The 25141-nt window shown below is 39.3% G+C and carries 15 protein-coding genes; all 15 read left to right on the top strand.

Annotated elements, in window-relative coordinates:
- Positions 1–20: 20 nt before the first annotated feature.
- The 15 genes from WMO62_RS05605 (at position 21) to WMO62_RS05535 (ending at position 25018) form a co-directional block, all read left to right on the top strand.
- A complete protein-coding gene (locus tag WMO62_RS05605; protein ID WP_227233615.1) occupies positions 21–1262 on the top strand; it encodes a sensor histidine kinase in 1242 nt (413 codons plus the stop codon).
- A gap of 101 nt (positions 1263–1363) precedes the next feature.
- Positions 1364–1522, top strand: a complete 159-nt coding sequence (locus tag WMO62_RS05600) for a cyclic lactone autoinducer peptide (protein ID WP_005344225.1) — start codon at positions 1364–1366, stop codon at positions 1520–1522.
- Positions 1522–2121, top strand: a complete 600-nt coding sequence (locus WMO62_RS05595) for an accessory gene regulator ArgB-like protein (RefSeq protein WP_055650139.1) — start codon at positions 1522–1524, stop codon at positions 2119–2121. Before WMO62_RS05600 ends, WMO62_RS05595 begins: the two co-directional genes overlap by 1 nt.
- Positions 2122–2210: 89 nt before the next feature.
- Positions 2211–2930: a thioesterase II family protein gene (locus WMO62_RS05590; RefSeq protein ID WP_179961961.1), complete on the top strand. Its 720-nt coding sequence runs from the start codon at positions 2211–2213 to the stop codon at positions 2928–2930.
- A gap of 10 nt (positions 2931–2940) precedes the next feature.
- A complete protein-coding gene (locus tag WMO62_RS05585; RefSeq protein WP_117457266.1) occupies positions 2941–3627 on the top strand; it encodes a 4'-phosphopantetheinyl transferase family protein in 687 nt (228 codons plus the stop codon).
- Between the two features lies 1 nt (position 3628).
- Complete coding sequence (locus tag WMO62_RS05580) at positions 3629–5218, top strand: (2,3-dihydroxybenzoyl)adenylate synthase (RefSeq protein ID WP_227589480.1); 1590 nt, start codon at positions 3629–3631, stop codon at positions 5216–5218.
- Positions 5219–5232: 14 nt separating this feature from the next.
- Positions 5233–12906: a non-ribosomal peptide synthetase gene (locus tag WMO62_RS05575; RefSeq protein ID WP_227589479.1), complete on the top strand. Its 7674-nt coding sequence runs from the start codon at positions 5233–5235 to the stop codon at positions 12904–12906.
- Positions 12906–14339 carry a condensation domain-containing protein gene (locus WMO62_RS05570; RefSeq protein ID WP_015528437.1) on the top strand — a complete coding sequence of 478 codons (1434 nt, stop codon included), beginning with the start codon at positions 12906–12908 and terminating at the stop codon, positions 14337–14339. The genes WMO62_RS05575 and WMO62_RS05570 overlap by 1 nt, the downstream gene beginning before the upstream one ends.
- A 13-nt stretch (positions 14340–14352) precedes the next feature.
- Positions 14353–15345 (top strand): alpha/beta hydrolase family protein, encoded by a 993-nt coding sequence (locus WMO62_RS05565; protein ID WP_138344130.1) that lies wholly within the window; start codon positions 14353–14355, stop codon positions 15343–15345.
- Positions 15346–15364: 19 nt separating this feature from the next.
- Positions 15365–17104: a non-ribosomal peptide synthetase gene (locus WMO62_RS05560; protein WP_171030276.1), complete on the top strand. Its 1740-nt coding sequence runs from the start codon at positions 15365–15367 to the stop codon at positions 17102–17104.
- 3 nt (positions 17105–17107) lie between these two features.
- On the top strand, positions 17108–20914 hold the full coding sequence (locus tag WMO62_RS05555) for an amino acid adenylation domain-containing protein (RefSeq protein WP_138344131.1): 3807 nt from the start codon (positions 17108–17110) through the stop codon (positions 20912–20914).
- On the top strand, positions 20904–21929 hold the full coding sequence (locus WMO62_RS05550) for an NmrA family NAD(P)-binding protein (protein WP_118721479.1): 1026 nt from the start codon (positions 20904–20906) through the stop codon (positions 21927–21929). Before WMO62_RS05555 ends, WMO62_RS05550 begins: the two co-directional genes overlap by 11 nt.
- Entirely contained in the window at positions 21926–23026 is a 1101-nt protein-coding gene (locus tag WMO62_RS05545; protein WP_055222066.1) for a Gfo/Idh/MocA family oxidoreductase, read from the top strand. Before WMO62_RS05550 ends, WMO62_RS05545 begins: the two co-directional genes overlap by 4 nt.
- On the top strand, positions 23019–23753 hold the full coding sequence (locus WMO62_RS05540; RefSeq protein WP_055222064.1) for a class I SAM-dependent methyltransferase: 735 nt from the start codon (positions 23019–23021) through the stop codon (positions 23751–23753). The genes WMO62_RS05545 and WMO62_RS05540 overlap by 8 nt, the downstream gene beginning before the upstream one ends.
- A gap of 299 nt (positions 23754–24052) precedes the next feature.
- Positions 24053–25018, top strand: a complete 966-nt coding sequence (locus WMO62_RS05535) for a helix-turn-helix domain-containing protein (RefSeq protein WP_015528443.1) — start codon at positions 24053–24055, stop codon at positions 25016–25018.
- Positions 25019–25141: the final 123 nt, after the last annotated feature.

Here is a 25141-nt window from a genome sequence, read left to right as displayed (position 1 = left end):
AGATGTATCTGTTGGAGGACTTGGAAAAGAACATACTCCCATACAGAAGAGAAAGATTCTGGGAAAAATTTCTCGTATATTGTATCGCAGCACTGGCAATGTTCGGAACCAACCGCCTGGAATCCTCAATACTTAATATGGTAATGATTCCGGTAATCTATATGATTGCGTCTATGGTTGTGTTCCGGGGAAATATATGGAAGAAGCTGGTTACGGTATGCTGCTATTATGTGCTGGCAATTATTCCCGAATTTCTCTTTGCGGCACTTACGAATGCATATGGCGTGACTGGTGCGTCCGAGGGCTTCAGGACTGAAACAGAAAAGACATTAGCACTCCTGCTGATGAGTACCATGACATTTCTGTTTATTAAATGCATTAATCAGGTAACAAGGAAAAGGGATTATCTGACGATTGAAAATAAAACATTTACAGTGCTGCTCATGCTGCCAACCGCAACGATCGTTATGTTAGGATGTATGTTTTATTCGCACACTTCTTTTGAAGGAATGAACAGGGTCATGGTTCCGGTAGGAGCTTCGCTTCTGTTAATGACGAATATCTTCATTTTCACAGTATTTGACAGGTTTGTAGAAAAATCAGAAGAAGTGAAGAAGATGGACCGGCTATACCAGAAAAGCAGGGCGGAGATTGCCAATCTGCAGTATATGAATAAGGTTAATGAGGATAACAGAGCATTCTTACACGATATAAATAAATTTATCTGTACAGTAGCCGGCTTGATAGAAGAAGGAGAGAATCAAGAGGTTAAGGACATCATGGAACATTTAGGCGTCCGGATTCAGAATCTTCAAAAAAGTGTATATTGTGAGCATCCGATCTTGAACAGCATCCTATGTGAAAGAAAATTTCTTGCAGAATCTAAGGATATATCCTATAGGATTACCCTGGGTAATGATCTCAGACTGGATTTTCTGGAAGAGTTGGATTTGATCTCGATCGTAGGGAATCTTTTGGATAACGCACTGGAAGCGGCAGAAAAGACAGAAGATGGCAGATATGTGGAATGCAGGATGTATATGGGAAATGCGGGGCATTTCCTTGTCATGGAATTTTGCAATGGGTATGTCGTCCCTCTGTTAAAGGACAAGGACAGGTACATAAGCACCAAAAGAGACGCGGACAGTCACGGGATCGGACTGCACACGGTTGGAAAACTGGTTAAAAAGTATGCGGGAATTATGCGAGTGGAGGCAGGAGAACGGGAGTTCTCTGTTAAGCTGATCTTTACAATCAAATAAGGACGTGCAAAAATCGCCCAAAAAGTTACCGTTTTTGCCACGGTAATTGAAAAGAGGGCGATTTTTGTGTAAACTTTCGGAAAAAAGGAGGCTTTGTAACTATGAAAAAAATAATCAGAAAAAACCTGGGAATCAAACTGCTTGGAGCTGTAAACTGTCTTGCACTCTGCTTGACGGCGTATACGGCAAATCTGGCGTGCAACTGGCTGTACTATCAGGAAGATGAGCCGGAAGAAGTTAAGAAAATGAGGAAATTCTAGTGTGGAAAAAAATGGCTGGCCGGCTTTTTGAACTACAAAGCAGGAATGGGATTCTTGAAGAGAAAGACCGCAGGCTGTATGAATATGCTTACGGCGTACTGCTGGGCAGGGTGGTAATATACCTTATCATCGTCATACTTGGCATCATAACGGGGAATTGGATGGAGATGATAGTCTTTTTATTGCCCTTTACTGTTTTAAGGCAGTATGCCGGAGGGATTCATTTGGAAAAGGCAGGGGGCTGCATGGCTGTTTCCGGTATCCTTGTCCTTCTATGCAGTCTGTATCTGGCGTCTGCTCCGGCTGTAATATGGCAAATGCGGATCATATGGTTTGTCGCAGTTGGCGTTATATTTATCATGGCGCCGGTAGATGCCAGCAGCAAGAAGTTGGATGCGAAAGAGAAAAAAGTTTATGGGATGCGCGCGAGGGTAATTTTAGTTATTGAATGCGCGATAGCAGGTGTTTTTTCTGTGATTGGATATTCCCTGATCGTAAACGGGATTATGGTAGCGCATATTGTTTTGGCGTCCGGTTTGATATTGGGATGGATCAAAAATTTTTTTGACAAAGAGTTAGATGTAACTAATTACAGGTAGAAATAAGAAGTGATTGAGAAAAACATATTACAAAATGATGGTAAACAGAGAGAAAAAGAACATTATGCCAGAGGAATATAAAAGTGAATATGAAATTGATAAAAAATACGGAAAATATTAGTAAAGAGAAAATAACCTTGTTTTGTCTGCCATTTGCGGGAGGCGGTGCTTCTGCTTATAACCAGTGGGCGAAAAAGATGCAGGGGAAAGTAACGGTATGTCCAGTTCAGCTTCCGGGAAGGGAAGAACAGATCATGGAGAAACCGTATATAGATATGTCGGTTATGTTAGATGACCTGGAAGAGGCTGTAAGAAAGGTTGTGTACGGACCGTATGCCTTATGGGGACACAGTATGGGTGGGAAGATCTCTTATGAGCTGGAAAAACGGTTGGAGGCAGCGGGATATACTGCAAAATGTCTGTTTATTTCCGGCAGCCGGGTTCCTAGTATTCCGGAGCCAAATCCAATCTATCATCTTCCGGATGAAGCGTTTAAGAGGGAACTGGGAAGATTTGAAGGGACGCCAAAAGAGATACTAGAGAATCAGGAATTGTTGGATTTCTTTCTGCCTATGCTGCGGGCGGATTTTACCATGGATGAAACGTATTATGATAAAGCGGGAGTAGTGCTGCATACACCTATCTCTGCATTTGGCGGAGAAAAGGACGACGAAGCGGATGAGAGTGCGATCTTGGAATGGGGAAAGTATACGGACAATGATTTTAACTACCGGATATTTCCGGGAGGACATTTTTATCTGAGGGATTGTGAAGACGAAGTAATAAGTGAGGTCATGAGACTGCTTTAGAGAATGAAAAATGGAGATTAAACGATACGGAGAAAAGGAATTTCTGTCAGCAGACAAACTTTATATCCGTGAAAATGAGATACATATATGGTGTATCCGCTGGCCTGAAATGACAGATTTCTGGAAGAACCATGAATATATCCTGAGTGGGCAGGAATTGGAGCAAGCCGGAAGATTCCGTTTTCCTGAAGACAGGATGCGTTATATAGCCGGGAAGGTTGTCGTGCGGATCCTCTTAAAAAGATACTTAGATATGGAAACGATTGATTTTTCTGTCAATGAACTGGGTAAGCCTTATCATAAAAAGATTGCGGGAAAGCGGACAGTGGATTTTAACATTTCGCACTCGGGTGAATTCATACTGGCGGTATTCGCTGTCGGAATGGATATCGGAGTAGATGTGCAGGAGATGGCAGAGTGCCCGGACTATAGGGAGATAGCGGAAAATTTTTATACTGCAGAAGAAGCGGAAGATGTAAAAAATGAAGGACCGGATCTGTTTTTTCAGTACTGGGCGGCGAAAGAGGCATATGTAAAGGCGCTTGGAATTGGATTAGGAAGAGGAATGGATTTCTTCTCTGTCAGAAACGAGAAAATTGCAGAAAAAGATAAGAAAGATCAGGACTGGTTTCTGTATCCGGTCAGGATCAAAGGATATGCTGCGTATGTGGCGGCGCATAAGAAAGGAGACAGATAAAATGGGTTATAAGAAAGATATGAGCAAATATGAGAATCTGGAAGGCTGGGAGAGATGTGGATTTGGAGAACAGCTTGATAGGTGGGCGGAAAAATATGGAGAAAGAATTGCGGTCACGGACAGTGAAGACGAGATCAGTTATATGGAATTAAAGCAAAAAGCAGATTGTCTTGCGGCAGCTTTTCTGCGTAAAGGGATTTTAAAGGGAGACAAAGTGCTTGTGCAGCTTCCGAACAGGATTTCTTTTGTGATCGTGTTTTTTGCGCTTTCCAAGATTGGGGCGGTGCCAATCATGATGCTGCCGGCCCACAGGGAGGCGGAACTGGAAGGAATTATTGAACTGGCAAAGCCGGCCGCTTATATTGTGGTGGAGAAATATCTGGGATTTTCATATGTGCCGATGGCAAATGCGATGAAAGAGAAATATTCATGTATCCGGCATATATTTGTAGATAGCGAATCCGGGGATATCAGTGGAATGATTGCGGAAACGTATGGAGAAAATGGAGCATTTCCGGCTGTGGATGGGTATGAAACGGCGGTGCTTTTGCTGTCCGGCGGGACGACAGGGGTTCCGAAACTGATTCCGCGCACCCATACGGATTATATGTATAATGCCCGCATGTCCGCGAAGAGATGCCGTCTGGATAGCAGTGACGTTTATCTGGCGTCTCTTCCGGTAGCTCATAATTTCCCGTTATGCTGCCCGGGGCTTTTAGGCACGCTGGACGTGGGAGGAAAAGTTGTGCTTGCGTCTGCGACCAGCCCGGATGATATCCTTGACGCAATTACAGAGGAAGGTGTCACGATAACGGCATTGGTTCCTGCTATGGTTACTGTGTGCATGGAAATGCTGGAATGGGATGAAGATTATGATATATCCAGCCTGCGGATTTTGCAGGTGGGCGGCGCAATGCTGGAAGATTCCCTTGCGGATAAGATCATTGAAGAATGGCCGTGTAAACTGATGCAGGTATTTGGTACGGCGGAGGGGCTACTGTCCTTTACTAGCCCGGAGGATGAAGGTTCCCTGATCGCAAGATGCCAGGGAACTCCGGTGTCTCCTGCGGATGAAGTGAAGATTGTGGATGAAGAAGATAAGGCCGTACCGGAAGGAGTTTTTGGGGAATTATTATCCAGAGGCCCGTATACGATTGATGGTTATTATATGGCGGAGGAAGCGAATAAAAAGAGCTTTACGTCGGACGGATTTTACCGGACGGGCGATAAAGCTATGTGGACGAAAGACGGAAGGTTACGTTTGGGCGGGAGGATCAAAGAGCAGATTAACCGCGCCGGAGAAAAGATCATGCCTTCAGAGATTGAAGCTTATCTTTGCAGGCATTCGAAAATCAAAGAGGCAGCCGTTGTCGGCGTTACGGATGAAACCCTTGGAAACCGGATATGTGCATTCCTTGTGACCGATGATGAAACCGGGATCGATTTGCAGGAAATACACAGGTTCCTGCGGGAAATAGGCGTTGCGGCGTATAAAATGCCGGATCAGATAGAACGGGTAGAGACATGGCCGCTGACCAGCGTAGGAAAAATAGATAAGAAAGCATTAGAACGTATGGCGCAGGAAAAATAGAAGGAGACAGAATCATGGAATATATAGAGATAAAGGAACAGATCAAACAAAAGCTGCCGGTAGCCAGAGATTTGGGGGATTCCGAAAATCTGCTGGAGCTTGGGCTTTCATCCCTGACAATCATGCGTCTGGTAAACCAGTGGAGAAAACAGGGGGTTAAGGTTTCATTCGGTTCATTGATGGAAAATCCTACCCTTGAAGGCTGGTGGGCGCTGATCCAGCGCAGCATGAAGAAAAAAGCGGGCAAAAAACGGGCGCAAGAATCTAAGATAACGCCGGAAAAGGATATGAAACAGCCGTTTCCTTTAACAGACGTACAGTATGCATATTGGGTTGGCAGGGATGAAGAACAGGCTCTTGGAGGAATAGACTGTCATGCGTATTTAGAGTTTGATGGGGGAAATATAGATCCGGAGCGTCTGGAAAAAGCATGGAATGTACTGCAGTATCATCATCCTATGCTGCGCGCCTGCTTTTTGGATGATGGAACACAGAAAATCCTGGATAAGCCGTATTGTGAAAAAATAAAGGTTCATGATTTTTCCCGGATGTCATCTGAGGAAGCAGAGGCAATGGCAGTATCTGTCAGAGAACGTTTATCCCATCGGAAGTTAAAGATTGAGGAAGGCGAAGTAGCAGGAATAGAGCTTACGCTTTTTCCTGAAAATAAGGCACGCCTTCATGTGGACATGGCACTTTTGGTTGCTGATGTACAGAGTCTGCAGATATTATTGAGGGATTTGGCATCTGCTTACCGAGGGGAAAACCTGCCGAAAGAATCAAAAGGGTGGAATTTTGCTTCCTATCTAGAACGGCAGAAACAGGAAGAAGGGGAGGAACGGAAAAACGCAGAAAAATACTGGAAGAATCGTTTAGAGCATTTGCCAAAAGGCCCTGACCTTCCATTGGCAAAACGTCCGCAAGAAGTGGAAAAAACGGTGTTCAACCGCAGGATTGTGAGAATCGAAAAGGAAGAATGGGATCATTTGCAAATGCGGGCAAAAAAATACCAGACAACTCCGGCAATGGTTCTTCTTACTGCATATGCGGTGGTTCTGGAACGATGGAGCAGGAATCATTGTTTCCTTATTAACATTCCGTTTTTTAACCGGAAAACAGAGCAGCAGGGGTTAGAGGAAGTAATAGCAGATTTTACTACTCTGTTATTGCTGGAGATTAACTGCGAAGAAAATCCGACTTTTGCGGAATTGTTGGACAGGATTCAGAAGCAGCTTCATGAGGATATGAAGTATACGGCATATTCCGGCGTGCAAGTACAGAGAGACATTGCGCAGATGTGTGGTGACGCATCGGCAGTGGCGCCGGTTGTTTTTGCCTGCAATCTGGGAACGCCGTTGGTAAATGATACGTTCCGGAATGAACTGGGGCAGTTTTCCTATATGATTTCCCAGACGCCGCAGGTGTGGAATGATTTTCAGAGTTATGAAGATGAAAATGGCGTACAGCTTACATGGGACAGCGTGGATGAGTTATTCCCGGAGAATATGATCCCGGATATGTTGGAGAGTTTTGAGATTCTTCTGCATGAATTGGGAAAGAAGGACTGGAATCAGAGATTTGATGTGCTTCCTGAAAAAAGAAAAAGAGAAATTGAAGATACAGCGCGTACAGGAGTGCCGGAGCGTGTGGAATGCCTGCATTGGGCTGTTATGAACCATGCGGAAGTTTGCCCGGAAGATATTGCGCTTATTGATGCGGGAAGCGGAAGATCGGTATCCTATGGGGAATTAAAAGCACGGGCAACAGCAGTGGCGGCAGGAATTTCAGAAAAGGATATTAAGGGCGTCCCGGTTGCACTTACCCTGCCGCGCGGGATAGAACAGATCGAGTCGGCATTAGGAATTTTGCTTTCCGGAAATTCATACCTTCCGGTCAGCTTAAGCCAGCCTAAAGATCGGAGAGCGTTAATCCATGAGAAGACGGGAGTCCGCTATGTGGTCACGAATCGGGAATTATCCGAAAAACTGGACTGGCCGGAAGGTACGGAAATCCTTGTGATGGAAGGTATGGAAGAGGGACAGGAAAATGTGAGACTGCCAGAGGTGTCGCCGAAGGACAGCGCCTATATCATCATGACGTCAGGCTCTACAGGTGTTCCGAAGGGTGTAGAGATTGCGCATGAAAGCGCATGGAATACGGTTCAGGATATTAATGAAAAGTACCATGTGACAAGTGCAGATCGGGCGCTGGCTGTATCAGCTATGGATTTTGACCTGTCGGTATATGATGTTTTTGGAATTTTAGGCGCAGGAGGAACATTGGTATTGCTTCCAGAGCAGGAGAGAAGGAATGCGGATTACTGGCTGGAACAAGTGTTGAAATATCAGATTACCGTTTGGAATTCAGTGCCGGTGCTTCTGGATATGCTTTTGATACGGGCGGAATCCATGAAACAGAAACTGCCGATCAGGGCGGTTATGCTTTCCGGAGATTGGATTGGGATGGATCTCCCGCAGAGGGTTGCGGCATGGACAGAGGATTGCCAGTTTGTCGCTATGGGAGGAGCTACAGAGGCAAGTATCTGGTCCAATTATCAGAATGTTACCCTGCCGATGCCGAAAAACTGGAAATCTATTCCCTATGGAAAGCCACTCAGATATCAGGCATATCGTGTTGTGGATGAGTATGGAAGGGATTGCCCTTACTGGGCAGAAGGCGAACTCTGGATTGGCGGTTTTGGTGTAGCAAAAGGATATAGGGGAGATTCTGCGCTTACGGGGCAGAAATTTATCACAGATCAGTATGGAAGATGGTATCGGACCGGTGATCTCGGAAGAATCTGGGATGATGAGATAATTGAATTTTTGGGAAGAAAAGATCATCAGGTAAAGATCCGTGGACACAGGATTGAATTGGGAGAAATTGAACATGCGATTCAGGAGTTTCCGGGTGTGGCTCATGCAGTTGTTGATACAGTTAGTGATGGTCATGGCAATAAAACGCTGGCTGCTTATATCGGAGCGCCGATACAGGAAGATTCTAAAGTTACAACGTATTTGTACGGCACAGATATCTTTGGCGGGGGCTGGAAAGAACTGAAGGATGATGTCAGCAATTGGCAGATGCAGCAGGAACGGAAGACAGCATACAAAAATTTCCTTGCCTATGCAGACCAGAGATGTGTACAGCTTATGCTGGAGACACTCATAGAGTTAGGCATTTTTGTATCAGAGAAGGAAGTTCTTTCGCAGAAGGAAATTTTTGAAAAAGGGAGCATTACGGAAACACAGAAGAATACTGTGGCAAGATGGTTGGAAATTTTAAAGAAGGAAGGAATCCTGAGAGAAGAGGACGGCAGACTATCGCGTACCGGGAAGGAAGTGGCTGTACCGGAAAAAGCTGGAGATACGGAAACGTATTTTAATAAACTGAAGCCGTATCTGAAGCATATGGTTACTGGGAATGAAGTTCCGCTGGACGTATTTTACCAGAAAGAGCCGGCTTTGGCTCCGAATATGCTGCTTCGGAGGATTCCGGGCTGCGAGGAAACAGTGGAAAGACTGGTGCAGGGATTAAGGCTTCTGGCAGAAGAACGCAGAAAAGAGCCACTCCAGATTATAGAAATTGGTACAAGGGACACTGCAATTACAAGACAGTTTTTGAATGCACTGGAAGATGTAAGCGTGGCTTATACTTATGCGGATTCTTCAAAATATTTTCTGCAGGAAGCAGAGAAAGAACTTGCGGGATATGAGAGAGTCGAGTTTGAGATGCTGAATCTGGAAGAAGGCATGGATAAGCAGCAGATGTCCTTGCATAGTTATGACATTGTGATATCGGTAAATGCTTTACATAGAAATATTGATGCTGCGGATGCGGTAAAGAAAGTAGCGGAATTACTGAAGCCAAACGGAATATTGCTGATGACTGACCTTGTGGTAAGGACATACCTTCAGGAACTTACAGCGGCTTTTTTGGAAAATGGTTTTGCGGATATTCGGGACAAGAGAAAAGAAGCAGGGCTGGTTACCCCGGATTGCCTGCTGTGGAGAGAATGTTTATCAGAGGCAGGATTGGGCGAAGACTGTGCTGTGACAGAGAGATATGGAAGATGTATATGCTGCAGCAGACAGCAGGCGTCTGTCCTGTCCTATCATAATGGAGCACTAAGGGAATATCTGTCAGAAAAACTGCCGGAGTATATGGTTCCACAGAATTATCATTTCATGGAGCAGCTCCCAACATTGTCCAATGGGAAGATTAACAGGAAGCAATTGCGGGAAGATTTTAAAGAAGAAACTGCGGTTATCCGATTTTCAAAGGCAACGACAGAAACAGAAGAAAAGCTTTTAGATATCTGGAAACAATTATTTGGATATGAAAATATCGGAATTGAAGATAATTATTTTAGCCTTGGGGGAGACTCGCTGATTGCCACAAGGTTGATCTCGGAAGTACAGAAAACCTTCGGCTGCAAAATAACGATCAGCACGATTTTTGAAAATCTGACCGTAAAATCTCTGGCAAAAGCTATTGAACAGTCCGAACAGAAAGAAGAAGATACACTGCAGATCAAACCGAATCTGGAGGAAGCATATCATCCGTTCCCATTAACCGATGTGCAGTATGCTTACTGGCTTGGCAGAAGCGGATTGTATGAATTGGGGAATGTTGCAACGCACTGTTATTTTGAACTGGATGCAGACGGCCTTGATACTGAGTGCGCAGAGACGGCATGGAATCTGTTGATACAGAGGCATGGGATGATGCGTGTTATTATCCAGCCGGATGGTATGCAGCGCATACTGGAGAATACTCCCCAGTATCATATTGACGTGACGGATATCCGACAATTGGAAGTGACAGAAAAAGAAAAGGCATTGGATGAAAAACGGGCAGAGATGTCTCATCAGGTAATTCAGACAGATGAATGGCCTCTGTTTGATGTGCGAATCACTAAAATAGAGGACCAGAAGCATAGAATCCATATCAGTTTTGACAATATTATCTTTGATGGCTGGAGTATGTTCCATCTCTTAAATGAGTGGGCAGAAGTATATCGAAATGGAAAAGCGGAAATGCCGATTACTTTGTCTTTCCGGGATTACGTGCTGGGACTGGAGCAGATAAAGTCTACCTCTGCTTATGAGAAAGATAAAAAATATTGGGAAGACCGGGTGGAGACTTTTGCGGACGCACCGGATCTGCCGCTTGCAAAGAACGAAAGCCAGATTACAGAGCAGCGTTTCTGTCGCCGGAGCGCAAAACTGTCACAGAAAGAATGGCAGTCTGTAAAAGACGCGGCGGGAAGACTGGAGGTAACGCCTTCTGTTCTTTTGATGAGTGCTTATGCGGAGACTCTCCGCTTGTGGAGCGGTAATAAGGATTTTACACTTAATCTGACGCAGTTTGACCGGAAACAATTGCATCCGGAAGTGAACAATCTGGTTGGAGATTTTACAACACTGACATTGCTGGAGATAAAGAATGCAGGGAATAATTTTGCGGAAAGGACAAAGGCAATTCAGAAGCAGCTTACAGAAGATCTGGAGCATACAGCTTATGGCGCGGTTGAACTGGAGCGCGAATTAAAGAAAAAGACTGGAAATATGCGGGGCGCTATTATGCCGGTAGTGTTTACCAGTGGCCTTGGCGTGGAGCAGTGGAATGAAGGAAAGTGGCTTGGAAAACTGAACTATAACATTTCACAGACGCCGCAGGTGTGGCTGGATCATCAGGTGGTTGAAATGGATGGCTGTTTATGCCTGTTTTGGGATTCCGTGGACGAATTATTTTATCCGGGAATGCTGGATGAGATGTTCCGGGCATATACCGGCCTGCTTCATACGCTAGCAGTTCATCCGGAGATCATGCAGGAAAAAACGGCAAGTCTGGTAACAGCGGAAATTTCAGAAAAACGGCGTCAGGCGAATGAAACGGCGGCTGAATTTGAAGAGAAAACGTTGGATGGATTATTCTTGGAGGCGGCAGACAAATTTCCGGATAAGGAGGCGCTGGTAACGTGCAGCAGGCGGATGACTTATCGGGAGATAAAAGAAGAGGCGTTTTACATTTCCGGGCAGTTGAAGAGCATGGGAATAAAAAAAGAAGAGACGGTAGCTGTATTTATGGAAAAAGGGTGGGAGCAGGTAGTTGCTGTTTATGGAATCCTGTTTGCCGGAGCCGCATATCTTCCGATAGATATCCATAATCCGAGAGAACGAGTTGAAAAGATTCTCCGTGACAGTGGAACAAGAATCATTCTTGTGCAGAATCAGGCGTATGATCAGGATACCGAATGGCTGCACGAGTGGGATTGTATTTCTGTGTCTGGATTAAAAACCGATTCTGAATACAAAGCACAGGAGAATAAGGCGGGAGACCTTGCGTATGTAATCTATACGTCGGGAACAACCGGGATGCCGAAAGGAGTAATGATTACTCACCATAATGCAGTGAATACAATACTGGATATCAATGCACGCTATCAGATTACAGAACAGGATACGGCGTTTGGAATCTCCAATCTTCATTTTGACCTGTCTGTTTATGATGTTTTTGGCGTTTTAGGCGCAGGTGGGAAATTGGTTCTTCCGGATCCGGAATATGGAAAAGATCCAGCGCATTGGATTCACTGGTTGAATCATGAGAATATTACCGTATGGAACAGCGTGCCAGCTTTTGTAGAAATGCTGGCAGAATATGAGGAATATCAAAGGCAGGTAACTTCACAATCGTTGCGGTTGGTAATGATGAGTGGCGACTGGGTTCCGGTTTCACTTCCGGGGAGAATCCGTAATCTGTTTCAGAATGTTGAGATTGTTGCACTTGGAGGAGCGACGGAAGGCAGTATTTGGTCCAATCATTTCGAGATCCCAGAGATTGTGCCGGAAGATTGGAAGAGTATTCCGTATGGGAAACCGCTTGCAAACCAGAAGTATTATGTTCTGGATCAGAATATGGAAGATTGCCCTGACTGGGTACCGGGAACACTTTATATTGCCGGAGATGGCGTTGCACAGGGATATTTAAACGATAATGAAAAAACAGAAGAAAAGTTTGTTGTTTTAGATAGAACTGGGGAACGATTGTATTGTACTGGAGATGTGGGACGGTATTGGAATGAAGGTAATATTGAATTTCTTGGAAGATTGGATAATCAGGTAAAAATCAATGGATATCGGGTAGAATTGGGCGAAATTGAAGCTGCATTACGAAGGATTCAAGGTATAACTGAAGCGTTTGTTTTTTTTAAAAGGGATAATGCGATAGAAGACATATGTGCTGTATTAGTAGAGGAAAAAAGGTATCGTGACCGGATAGACAAGTTTTATAAGGAAATGTTAAAAAAAGATCTTCCGATCTATATGATTCCAACAGAATATATTAAAACGAATGCTATTCCGCTTAATTCAAATGGGAAAAAGGATATTCATAAAATTTTGATTGTTGCAGAAAAAAATAGAAAGCCTATTTTTAAAAAGAATAATAATTGTAAACAGCTTACTCAACTTCAGGAGCAATTACTCGCAATTTGGAGAGAAGTTTTAAAAATTGAAAATATTGATATAAATGATAACTTTTTTGAAATAGGTGGAAATTCGATACAGGCAATACAAATTACTAACCAAATGACGGAGAAAATAGGGTGTTTTATGGATATCGGCAAGTTATTTGAGTATCCGACTATCAGCAAAATCGAAAGATATATATTAGAGGAAACGTAATGAGTAAATACATATTTAATAATGATACCGATATTTTGGAGTTTTTGGAGCAACTTAGAGAGAATGGCATTCAAATTTGGGGAGAAGGGGAGAAAATTCGATACAGATCTAAAAACAGACAATTGGCACCGGAAACATTAAGGATTCTTAAAATGGCTAAAGGTCAAATTTTAGATTTCTTTCGAATGATCGAAAAAAATGTGATTCCATTAACATCAATACAAACAGCTTATGTTGTGGGACAAACGGCTGGGTGTGAGTTGGGAAATATAAATGCGCATTATTACATCGAATATACAATAGAATCTTTGGATGTTGAACGACTTGAGCAAATGATAAATCTGGTTATTTCTAAAAATGATGCATTACGGTTGATTGTAACACATGAGGGGAAAGCGAGTTTTTTAGATAATGTGCCATATTATTCTGTGCCAGTTTATTCATTATATGATGGGAATGATAGAGAGCAAAAGCGGCTAGAGAGAAGTCATCATAGGTATAATTATTATAAATGGCCCATGTTCCATTTTTGCGTTGGGAAAACATCAGGAAAGACAAGTGTTTTACATGTAGATTTTGATTGTATTATTTTGGATGCATGGAGTGCAAAATTACTGTTGAACGAGATTTTCAGTTTGTACTATGGAAAAGATGTTAAATTTCCACGAATCTCTTTTATGAATTACATGAGATTAAAAACAGATAAAGGAGATTTGGAAGCTGAAGAATACTGGAAAGAAAAAGTAAAAAATATGCCGAGCTTTCCCAAACTGAATTACCAGAAAAAATTTGCAGAAGTGCAGAATGTAAGATTTGATAGAATTGAATGTGATTTTTCTTTTATAGAAACACAACGATTATATCAGAAAATAAAAAACTATCATTTTACTCCTGCTGCAGTAATTTCTACAATTTTTATGAAAACACTGGCACAATATAGTGAAACTCCAGGACTTTCCATAAATGTAACATTGTTTAATAGACAGTTATTGCATGAAGATGTGAATGGGATACTGGGTGAATTTACTAACAATGCAGTAATATCATACCAAGAAAAAACGGATTCTTTATTGGATGCTATTCGAGCAACTCAAGAACAGATGTGGCGGTTAGTTCAATATAGAAAATTTGAAGGAAGCAATATATTAAAAATGCTTTCTTCAGGTAGAGCAGGAAAAGCGATTATGCCAGTAGTGTTTACTTGTATGCTGGAGGGGAATGTGTCTAAGGTAACAAAAAAAAGATATTCATTCAAAGAAGAATATGCGATAAGCCAAACACCGCAGGTGGTTTTAGATCACCATGTAAGAGATGATTTGGGATATTTGAAGATTTCATGGGATTATATTATTGACATCTTTGATAAACAATATATTACTGATATTTTTGGCGCTTATGTAAATAATATAAAGAAATTTATGGAAAAATATTAGGGAGAATAAAAATATGTTTGTAAAAGAATTGGAAATTACTTTGGAAAATGGAATGAAAATTTCAGGAGAATTAGATTTGCCAGAAAGGCAAGGTCAATGGAAAACGATTATTTTATTTCATGGTTCCGGTCCATCTGATCGGCACGCTACAGTTGAATCCATGGGAGGTATAGTATCCCGTAATTTTGATTTATTGAGCGAAGGGTTTGTGAAAGCTAGATATGCGGTATTTCGTTATGATAAAAGAGAAAATTATGATATAGAAATAATTATTCGGGATGCCAGAGAGGTAACGAGATTTGTTTCTGGCTTGTCTGAAGTGGAAGGAATTCTGTTTTATGGATGGAGTGAAGGAGTACGAGTTTGTACAACTTTAGTTTCAGATTTTCCGAATGCGCAGGCTTTGATTCTTCAGTCGGGTATTGCAGAAGGATGGAGTTCCTATTTCTCTTATATATTGCGCGAACTTACAGTAGAAAAGTTGAAAGAGTTGGATAACAATAATGATAGCATATTAGAAATTTCGGATTTTTTGAATTGCATACCGGACTCCACATCTATCTCTTTCTCTCTGTATTTACTTATTCTTGGTACGGATAAGGAGGGAAATATGAAATTTAATGAAGAACTTGATCCAGAAGGGAAAGGAAGATTCAGCATAATAGATAATTGGATACCATTGGCAGATGAAATAGTTGCAGATCCTACTACTTTAATTCGATTTGCTGAAAATGCTCCTGGAGAAACATGGGCAGGAATATTAGATGACATAAAAAAAATCCAATTACCTATTTTAGTACTTCATGGTTTGAATGACGGATGGATTTCTCCGGTAGAAGCTGTGCAAATAGCAAAGGCAGCAAGGAATAATGCAGATATAATTTTGTTTAAAGGGTTGGGACATTCACTTTCTAAGGTAAGTTCTCCATTAAAGGATGAAGGCGGTACTATAGAAGATGAGGTTATTGTGAGAGTCGTAGAATGGCTTAAAAAGAATGTGGAATAGTTGAGGAAAGGAAATGTATATGATGAACGATCGAGAGTTTTCTAATAGAAAGGAAACATTACATGGAGAATTTTATGAAAATGCATTGAAATATCCAGAGAGAATTGCGCTTATCTATGAAAATGAGAAAGTTTCTTATAAGATGTTGCGTTTATATGCGTTGCGTGCAGCAAACTATATGTGGCAAAGAGGAGTAAGAAGAAATGATAAGATTGTAGTTATATTGCCGAGAGGTATTGGACAAGTAGCTGCATTGTTAGGAATTCTTGCAATAGGTGCAGCGTATGTTCCGATTGCGATGAAGCAGCCGTTAGGACGTCGGAAAAAAATCATAGAAAATGTCAAGCCGGCTCTTGTATTGCAGGATGAAGCCTTTTTAGAAGAGAATCCATGGACTGGGTGTATTGAAAATAATTCAAAAGATACTGCCTATATTATTTATACATCGGGCTCTAGCGGAGAACCTAAAGGAGTAGAAATGAGTCATGTGGCTGCAATGAATACAATAGAAGAAATTTTACATATGTGGAATATTGGTGCGGAAGATTCCGTATTAAATATATCAGCATTTGATTTTGATTTGTCGGTTTTTGACATATTTGGTCTTTTAACTGTTGGAGGGACAATTGTTTTAATTGATGAAGACGACTTTAGAGATCCAGAAGTATGGAAAAATCTGATAGAGATTTATGGAATTACTATTTGGAATAGTGCCCCCGCGTTATTGGACATGTTTTTGATAATGGGGGAAAATAATCATTTTGGTAAATTGCGGTTGGCATTAGTGTCAGGGGACTGGATTCCTTTATATTTACCGGAGAAATGGTATAAAGTAACTTCAGCAAACTCGCAATTTGTAGCGTTGGGCGGAGCGACAGAAGGCGGAATTTGGTCCAACTATTATTGCGTTTCAAAAGTAGATAAATTGTGGAATTCTATTCCTTATGGGCAAGCATTACCAAAACAGAAATATAGGATTACGGATGAAAATTTTGTGGAGTGCGGAGTTGATATTCCTGGTGAATTGCAAATTGGAGGTGGAAGTCTGGCGAAAGGCTATATTAATGATGAAGAGCTAACAATGAAAAAGTTTATTACGGATGTAAAAGGGGAACGTTGGTATAGAACAGGAGATCGGGGAAGGCGATGGGCAGATGGAACGATAGAGTTTTTAGGGCGAATGGATACCCAAGTAAAGATACGTGGACATCGAATTGAGTTGGGAGAAATTGAAAGTGTATTAAAAAGTATTTCAAGAATAAAAGAAGCCGTAGTTGTTGCTCAGGGGGATAAATACCATAAAGAATTAGTTGCATTTTACTTGGGAGAGTACATTGCAGAGAGTGAAATAGAAGATTATCTTAAGATACATCTTCCTGAGTATTCTATACCGAATTCTATAAACAGATTAGAAAATTTTCCTCTTAATGCAAATGGAAAAGTTGATAGAAGAAGATTGGCAGAATATCAGAAAACTGATAGTGTGGAAATAATGTCTGACAAAGTATTAAATATTGTACTGATGATTTGGGAGGAGCTATTGAAAAATAAAGTGGCTGATTTGGATGAGAACCTTTTTAAGATAGGTGCAGACAGCTTGCTTGCGGCTAGATTTGTTGCGGCTATTAATGCTCGTTGCGGAATAGAGGTACGCATGAAAGAGGTCTTTATGAATCCATCAATTAACGCACTAACAAAATTGGTTGATAAGAGAAAAAATACAGATATAGCAGAATTTGTAGAAGAGGGGGAAATTTAAAAAATGCAGGACACGAAAAAAGTAGCAGGAGAATTATTAGTAGAGCTTGAAAAAAAAGGCGTTACTTTTGAAACTGTTGATGGAAAATTAAAATATAAAGATTCCAAAGGGAATTTTACAGAAAATTCTAAAGAGAAAGTTAAAAAATATAAAGAAGAAATAATTGAAATTTTGAAGAAAAAACAAACGATAGACGAGTTTATTACGGATAATGATTATGAAACTAATGTATATCCTTTGACTGATGTGCAAGCAGCCTATTTAGTTGGAAAAACAGAAGCTGTGAAGTGGGGTGGAATTGGATGTAAAGGATATATTGAGGTTGATTTTGGTTCCTACAGTGCAGAAGAACTATCAAGAGCTTGGAAAGTATTGGTAAATAGGCATGAAATGCTAAGAGCGAAAGTAACAGAGGTCGGATTTGAAATTTTAGAGAGAGATGAGATTGATTATGAAATTAAAATAGTAAATCTACAAAAAATGGCAGAGAGGGAAAAAGTAGATACTTTATCTAAGATTAGGGAAGATTTTAGTGAATATGTTTTTCATACGGAGGAACCTCCATTATTTAAAGTGCTAATAACGAAGCGTATAGAAGGAAATTTTTTCCATCTACTTGTTGATTTAATTGTTTCAGATTTTGCAAGTGTGCAACTTCTGATTTCTGAAATGGGAGAACTTTTGAAAGGAGCTTCATTAGAAAAAATAAGGTATAAGTTTTCAGATTATGCAATGTTCAATCAACAACGTAAAGGAAGTTTAAAATGGCATCAGGATAGAATGTATTGGTTAGAAAGACTGAAAAAATTACCGGAGGCTCCAATTCTTCCACAAGATGGACGAGCCGCAGATAAGTGTGAAAATACATATGAATTTTATCGATTTCAGAAACATATTAATCAGTCTGACTGGAAACGTATAAAGGAAATTGCAGGAGAATACGGAGTAACAGTTTCATCGGTGCTTATTGGTATATACGCAGAAGTTATTTCAAGGTGGAGTTCGAATAAACATTTTACACTCAATTTACCAATTCAAAATAGACCAACTATCGGAAATAATACTAATTCCATAGTAGGAGACTTTACAGCAGTGAACTTGCTAGAAGTAAATGTAACTCAAAATATGAGTTTTATAGAAAGAGTCAAAGAAATTACAAAAAGATTGATGGAGGATTTAGAGCATAATTCTTTTTCTGGTGTCGAAGTGCTAAGAGAACTGAGTAAAGTGTCTGAAGAAAAGGAATTATTAATGCCGATCGTATTTACAGGGGTTTTGAAGACTGATGGCACTGTAGGCACTATTGAATATGGGTTTAGTCATACCCCTCAAGTATGGATTGATTGTCAGATAGTCGATGAGATAGATTCAGAAGATCAAGAAAAAGGCCTGATGATAAGCTGGGATACAAGAAAAGGTGCGATAAAAGAATCTATTGTAACGGAGATGTTTGAGTCTTTTACTGAAACAATAAGAATACTTGGAATAAAACATTCGGAAGAATGGAAGAATCCATTGGAAATTATAGTGCCAAGTGCGAGTAAGAAAAAAGTAATTTGCGAACGAAATAAAGGTATTACGAATCAATCTCGTATTCAACAGAGATTTGTTAAGTATGCGAAAAAGAATTCTAATAAAACTGCCGTAATAGATGCTGTTGAAACAGTGACATATGGAGAATTGTTGGAAAGAGCAGAATATATAGCAGGTTATTTAAGAAAAGAATTTGTGGAAAATAGAACTGGACTGGTTGCGATAAGAATGAAAAAATCTGTAAATCAAATTGCAGCAGTAATGGGTGTTTTGATTGCTGGATTTTCTTATTTACCTATTGATATAAAACAGCCATTGGCACGACAAGAAAAAATTTTATCAAAAGCAAATGTTATTGTGGAATTGGATGAGAAAAAAGTAAATATGATACTTCAGAATTTGGAATACCGATTAGAAAAGCATCCAGAATTCCAAAATCCTATTGCATATGTAATATTTACTTCTGGCTCTACAGGAGAGCCTAAAGGTGTAGTAATGTCACATACTGCGGCACAAAATACTCTTATATCTATTGAAAATATGTATAATATCTCGGAAGAGGATACAATCCTTGGTATTGCGGAACTGTCATTTGATCTTTCTGTATTTGATATATTTAGTGTATTGGGAGTTGGTGGAACATTAGTATTACCGAATCCAGAAAAAGGACCAGATGCATCCCATTGGGGCAGATTACTTAATGAATACAAAGTGACCTTGTGGAATAGTGTTCCAGCGCAGGCGGAAATGTTAGATGCTTTTGCGTCTAAATCGGAGAGTTATCCGACAGTTAGATTAGTACTGTTATCCGGAGATTGGATAAATACTAGTCTGCCAGGAAGACTAAGAAAGATTATGACCAACGCTCAAATGATTAGTTTGGGAGGCGCTACGGAAGGTGGGATTTGGTCTATATATCATGAAATTGATGAAATAGAAGAAAGGCCTACTATATTATATGGAAAAGCTTTGCTTGGACAGTGGATGGGAGTTGTAGACGAGGAATTGAGAATTTGTCCGGAATATGTTTCGGGGCAAATTGCCATAGGAGGATATTCTTTGGCAGAAGGCTATTTAGGAGATACAATATTAACAAAAGAAAAATTTGTTTATCTGGAAGAAGAAAAGAACAGGATTTATCTCACTGGAGATAATGGAAGATATGTAGAGAATGGCGACATTGAATTTTTAGGCAGATTAGATAATCAGGTAAAAATCAATGGGCATAGAATAGAAATTGCGGAAATAGAAAATGCAATACGTGGAATGCAAAATATTGAAGATTGTTGCGTGGTTTATAATCAAAGTATAGGGAAGGGTGTGCTGATAGCTTTTATAAAAAATAAAATATCGAGCATTTCCTATACGAAAGAAGAATACAGAAAGCAGTTAGCCTTTTTTTTGCCACCAGCAATGATTCCTTCAGAGTTTGTAAATGTAGAGAGTTTTCCACTTTCTACTAATGGCAAAATAGACAGAAAAGGACTGGCAGAGAGTATACAAAAGAACATCAAGGTAAAGCATAATGCAAAAGCAACTTTAATTTCGCAAAAGAAGGAATATGTAGAACTTGCTAAAAGTATCAAAAAAATCGTATGCTCTATTTCTGGAAATGATTATATTGATTATGAAGATAATTTATTAGAAAATGGACTTGATTCTTTGTTATTATCTCAGATTTCTGGGCGCATAGTTAGTGACATACAAGAAGCACAAGGCATGAGATTTGATGAAATATTACGGGCATCGTTGACGATGCCAACAATTATGGGGATTGCTCAGTATATATCGGATTGTAAAAATCCTTCAAAAAATCAAATGCATAGTAATGCAGGAAATCAAACAAGAAATTCATATACTGTTGTATATATATTTGGGGATAACGAAAATGAAATAAGAGATGTTCTTATAGAAAAGTTGAGCGCTTCAAACATAAGTTGTAAGAGAGTGGGAGGGCAAGAAATAATTGAAAGATGTCATGAAGACATAAATGTTAAAAAGAAATATATTATTGCCTTTTCCGAAATGGCTTCTTTATGCATAACTAAGGCAAGTGAACTATTGGGGGAAAACATTATTATTAACCGCATTTTTTTAATAAATCCATCTAAAGCAAAAGAAAGTGATTTATATTTAGGAGATATAAGCATAATTGACGGAAATTCAGTTGCTATTAAATCTTGGGAAAAGGCTGTTTTAGGTAACGTTAGAGAATTTGAATCTAATAGTAATGACATTTTTGATATTATTATGAGGGAACTAGAAAATGATAAATAATCGCAGAACAATCTGTATTCTTGGCGGAACAGGTACTGTTGGTGTGACAGCGTGTAAGGTTTTAAGTAAGTTAGGCTATTCATTAAGAGTCAGTGTACGGAATATAGAAACAATAAAAGATACAGGAATGTATATGGCTCCCAACATCCAATTATTTGAACTTGATATTGATAAGGAAAGTAATATTGGAAAATTCTTTAAAGGAAGTGATTTGGTAATAGGAGCAATCGGACCTTCCGCAGACTATAGTGAAAAAATGTTACTTGGAGCAATGGCAGAGAATATTCCGTATGTTGACCCAGGAGGAATTCATTTAATTAGAAAAATGAGGAATTCTAGCATGAAAGGTACCGCTATAGTTGGTTCGGGAATATTTCCGGGGTTATCAGGATGGATGTTGTCTTCTGTGCTTAAAGAAGCTTTCAATGATGACTTAATAGAGATGATTATTGGAGGTGTCTATAATTTTTCAAAAGCTGCCGCAATCGATTATGTGGAAGAAATAAAAAGTTATAAAGCTGGAATTCCTATGGCATGTGTGCGAAATGGAAAAATTTTACCTGCTCAGAAAAGAAGTCCGCTGAATCTTCCAACAAGAATTTCGAAATTATCTATATTGCCATATGTTACAGAAGAAATTCAAGAAATTATACAAGGGAAATATATGCTTAATATTGATTCATATACGGCGGCACCTGTAAGTTTATTTTCAATAGTAAATAAGGCGCATTGTCAAAAAAAAGATTTAGTAAATGCATTAATGGGACAGAAAAATAGCAACCAAAAAGCTTTTATATGGGTAAGACAAAATAAAGGAAATGATAGTAGATGCATTTATTTTGAAGGAAAAAATCCGAGTGTTTTAACTGGCGAAATATTAGCGATTACTGCCAATGCAATATTTGAAATGCCTAGGAAGGATGGAATTTATACAATGGCAAGTTATCTTGAAAAATATCAAGTGTTAGATGAACTTAAAAAAATAGATAAGTTCAAATCAGAGGGAAAGATATGAAGAAAAAACAGATTTTAGTATGTGGAACAGGATTTGGGAAAATTTATTTGAAAGCTATTGCAGAAAGTAAAGAATATGAGCTTATGGGTATATTGGGAAAAGGAAGCGATAGATCCAGACTTCTTTCAAAGAATCTAAATGTGCCAATGTATACGGATATTAAAGAAATAAATCAAAATGTTGATGCAGCATGTGTAGTTGTACCTAATGCGGCTGGAGGTGGAAACGGTGCCAATATAGCTAAAAGTATACTTGCAAAAGGGATACCAACATTATTAGAACATCCTGCTCATGAGGTAGAAATTGTTAATTGTATAAGAGAATCCGGAAGTGCCGCTTTTATGTTGAATCCATTTTATCGGTATATCAAGCCAATTCGAGATTTTTTAGAGGCGGCACAAATAATAAGTAAACATGCTCATCTTATAAATGCATCCTTGGAATGCGCTATACATGTATTATATGATGGAATAGATATATTGGGGTGTGCGTTGGGAGGCTTATCAACATGGAAATTGGGAAATGTAGCAGAATCTTATACAACTTCTATGGCAGGAGGGGGTAACAGAGTTATTAGTGGTATAATTGGAATGGTTCCGGTAACATTTATAGTGAATACCAATGTGGATCGTAACGATATAGACCATCCATTACATTTATATCATAGAATAGAATTGACATTTTCCACAGGGCGGCTCTGTCTGGTCAATACCCATGGTCCGGTAATATGGCTTCCTTTCTTGCATATGCCAAGAGATGAATATGGAACACTAAGTATTAATGTAGAAGAGGAAGTAAATATACCCTCTGGTGTTACTATAGGAAATGTAATGTTACCATCAGTAAAAGAAACGTTTGAACAAATATGGCCGGATGCAGTAAAGAAAGCTTTAGAGATTTTATTTAAGCAAAATAGAACAGAAAAAATGTCCATGGCGCAATATCAAATATATGTATCAAAATTATGGTCTGAAATATGTCAGAAAGTGGGCTATATGAATATCGTTGATTATGACAATTTTGGTGACATAAAAAATATATTTTATGATTTGGAAAAAAGACATTTAATAAAAAAGGAGAATGACGGGATTGAATGAAATTGAGAATGTATACGGAGAGACAGTAGAATTTTATGATTTATCAGCTCTTTCACAGATAGGGAACAAAAAAATTGTTTTAAACAAATTTGCTGATATGGTTAAGGATTTAGATGGAATCATTTTGGATATAGGTGCAGGAACTGGAAAAACAACAATAGAGATGGCTAATATGATATGTGATAAAGAAATAATTGCTTTAGAACCATCGGCTTATATGAGAACAGCGTTTATGGCAAGATTAATGGAGCATAATGAAGTTAAAGAGAGAATTTCTCTATTGCCGATAGATGTAGGTAAATATTCATTTCGAGATAAAATAAGTGGTGTAATGTGCATGGGAGTACTTGGTCATTTAAAAAGGGATGAACAAGAAAAATTATTGTATAAATTAGATAAAAATTTGAATATAAATGTCCCAATCCTGATAGAACTTTTAGAACCGAAATTTCTTGTTGCGCCAGTAGGAAGCAGAATATCGGTGGCTACTCAAGGAAGATTGCGCTATGAGACGTATATTACCGATATAAAGCAAGTGGGGATGGATCAATGGACATGGAGATTGACCTATAAAGTTTTTTGTGGTAAAAACATAGTTAGTACTGTAGATAGCCTAATGTCGTGGAATTATCAGAGTGTGGAAAAAATTTTAAACCAATTGACAAAAATGCACTTTAGAACAGCTAAATTATCAGAAACATTATTACTTGCAATAAAAGCACGATAAATATGAACTTCAGATAAAATTAACTCTCGAACTGTCAGGTGTTCCTAAAATGCCATATTTATAAGATAATTTAGCGATGTGCAGGGAGAATAATGAGAATTAATATTAAATTGTCAGTACAATGGGTTTTAAAAGTGACTTTATCGTCTTGTGAGATGCAGAAAGAAATGGAAGTAAGTGAAGTTTGTAATTTACATTAAGTAGTGTCTGCTTTTTACATGATTACAAAATTTGACTTTTTACTTTGGAAGTTGTAAAATTTAATTAGTCTTATCTAACTTCGGGAGGAATGCTTGTACATGACAAACCAATACATGAATAATCTTTATCGTGATCTGCTCTCTAATTCACCGCAGACAATAACCATAGATATTCCAGCAGACATGGGGACAGGGCAGATTTTACAGGTGGTCACGAAACAGGGAGCAGTTGTTTCGGACTGGAAAATGAATTATTTTTCAGATATGAACGTGCAGGGAGTGAGTAGCGAAGAATACATTCAAATGTTGTTCTGCTTCAATGATGGAGTTTCCTGGAATATTGCAGATAGCCGACAAAGTATCAGCATACAAAAAGGTGAGTCCTGTATTTATCGTGGACACGGGAAAATGGAATATCTGTGCTATTCCAAACAAAACGATTTCCTTTTCAAAAATGTAAAAGTACCATTGTCGTATTTCCGTAAAATTATGAATGACTATTTTGATGTTGGTGAGATTGAGGTTTATCAGAAAAAACTATTGGAAGGTATATCAAAAGTAGGTATTACTCCCTATATGGAGCACATTTTTGCGGAACTGAAAGACTTCACGCAATATCGCGGCGGATTGGGATACCTGTTTTTGGAAAGCAAAGTTTTTGAGTTGTTATCTGTATATTTGAGTGAGATTTTGGAACTGAGTATTCTTGCGTCAACTTATATAGCAATTTCCAGAAGTGACCGAGAATCCATCATAGAAGCGAAGAGAATCATTGACAGTCAGCTTGCTTTGGCACCAAGTTGTGAGGAATTGGCGCGAAAAGTCAATATTAGTACTTCAAAATTGTCAAAGGGTTTTTCCTCGCTGTTTGGAACATCGGTTCATGCGTATATTATAGATCAGCGATTGGAAAAGGCGGCAAGTCTACTATTAGAAAGTAATTTGAACGTAAGTCAGGTGGCAGCATTTGTAGGCTATTCAAAACCGAGTAACTTTGCTGCGGCATTCAAAAAGAAGTATGGGGTAATTCCTAAAAACTATAAAACGGAAAATACGATTGGTTAAAATTAAAAAATACCGATTTTGGGTAGAATAAAACCGTTTTTGGGTTGGAAATGTAGGCGTAAATTGTTATTATATGTGGTGTAGTTAGAAAATGCTAACTACACCATTTTTTAGATAGGAGGA

Origin of the sequence: Hominiventricola aquisgranensis (genome assembly GCF_040096225.1) — a bacterium.
Lineage (GTDB): Bacteria > Bacillota > Clostridia > Lachnospirales > Lachnospiraceae > Hominiventricola > Hominiventricola aquisgranensis.
The sequence above is the reverse complement of the archived record's forward strand: the minus strand, read 5'-3'. Positions and strand labels throughout refer to the sequence as shown.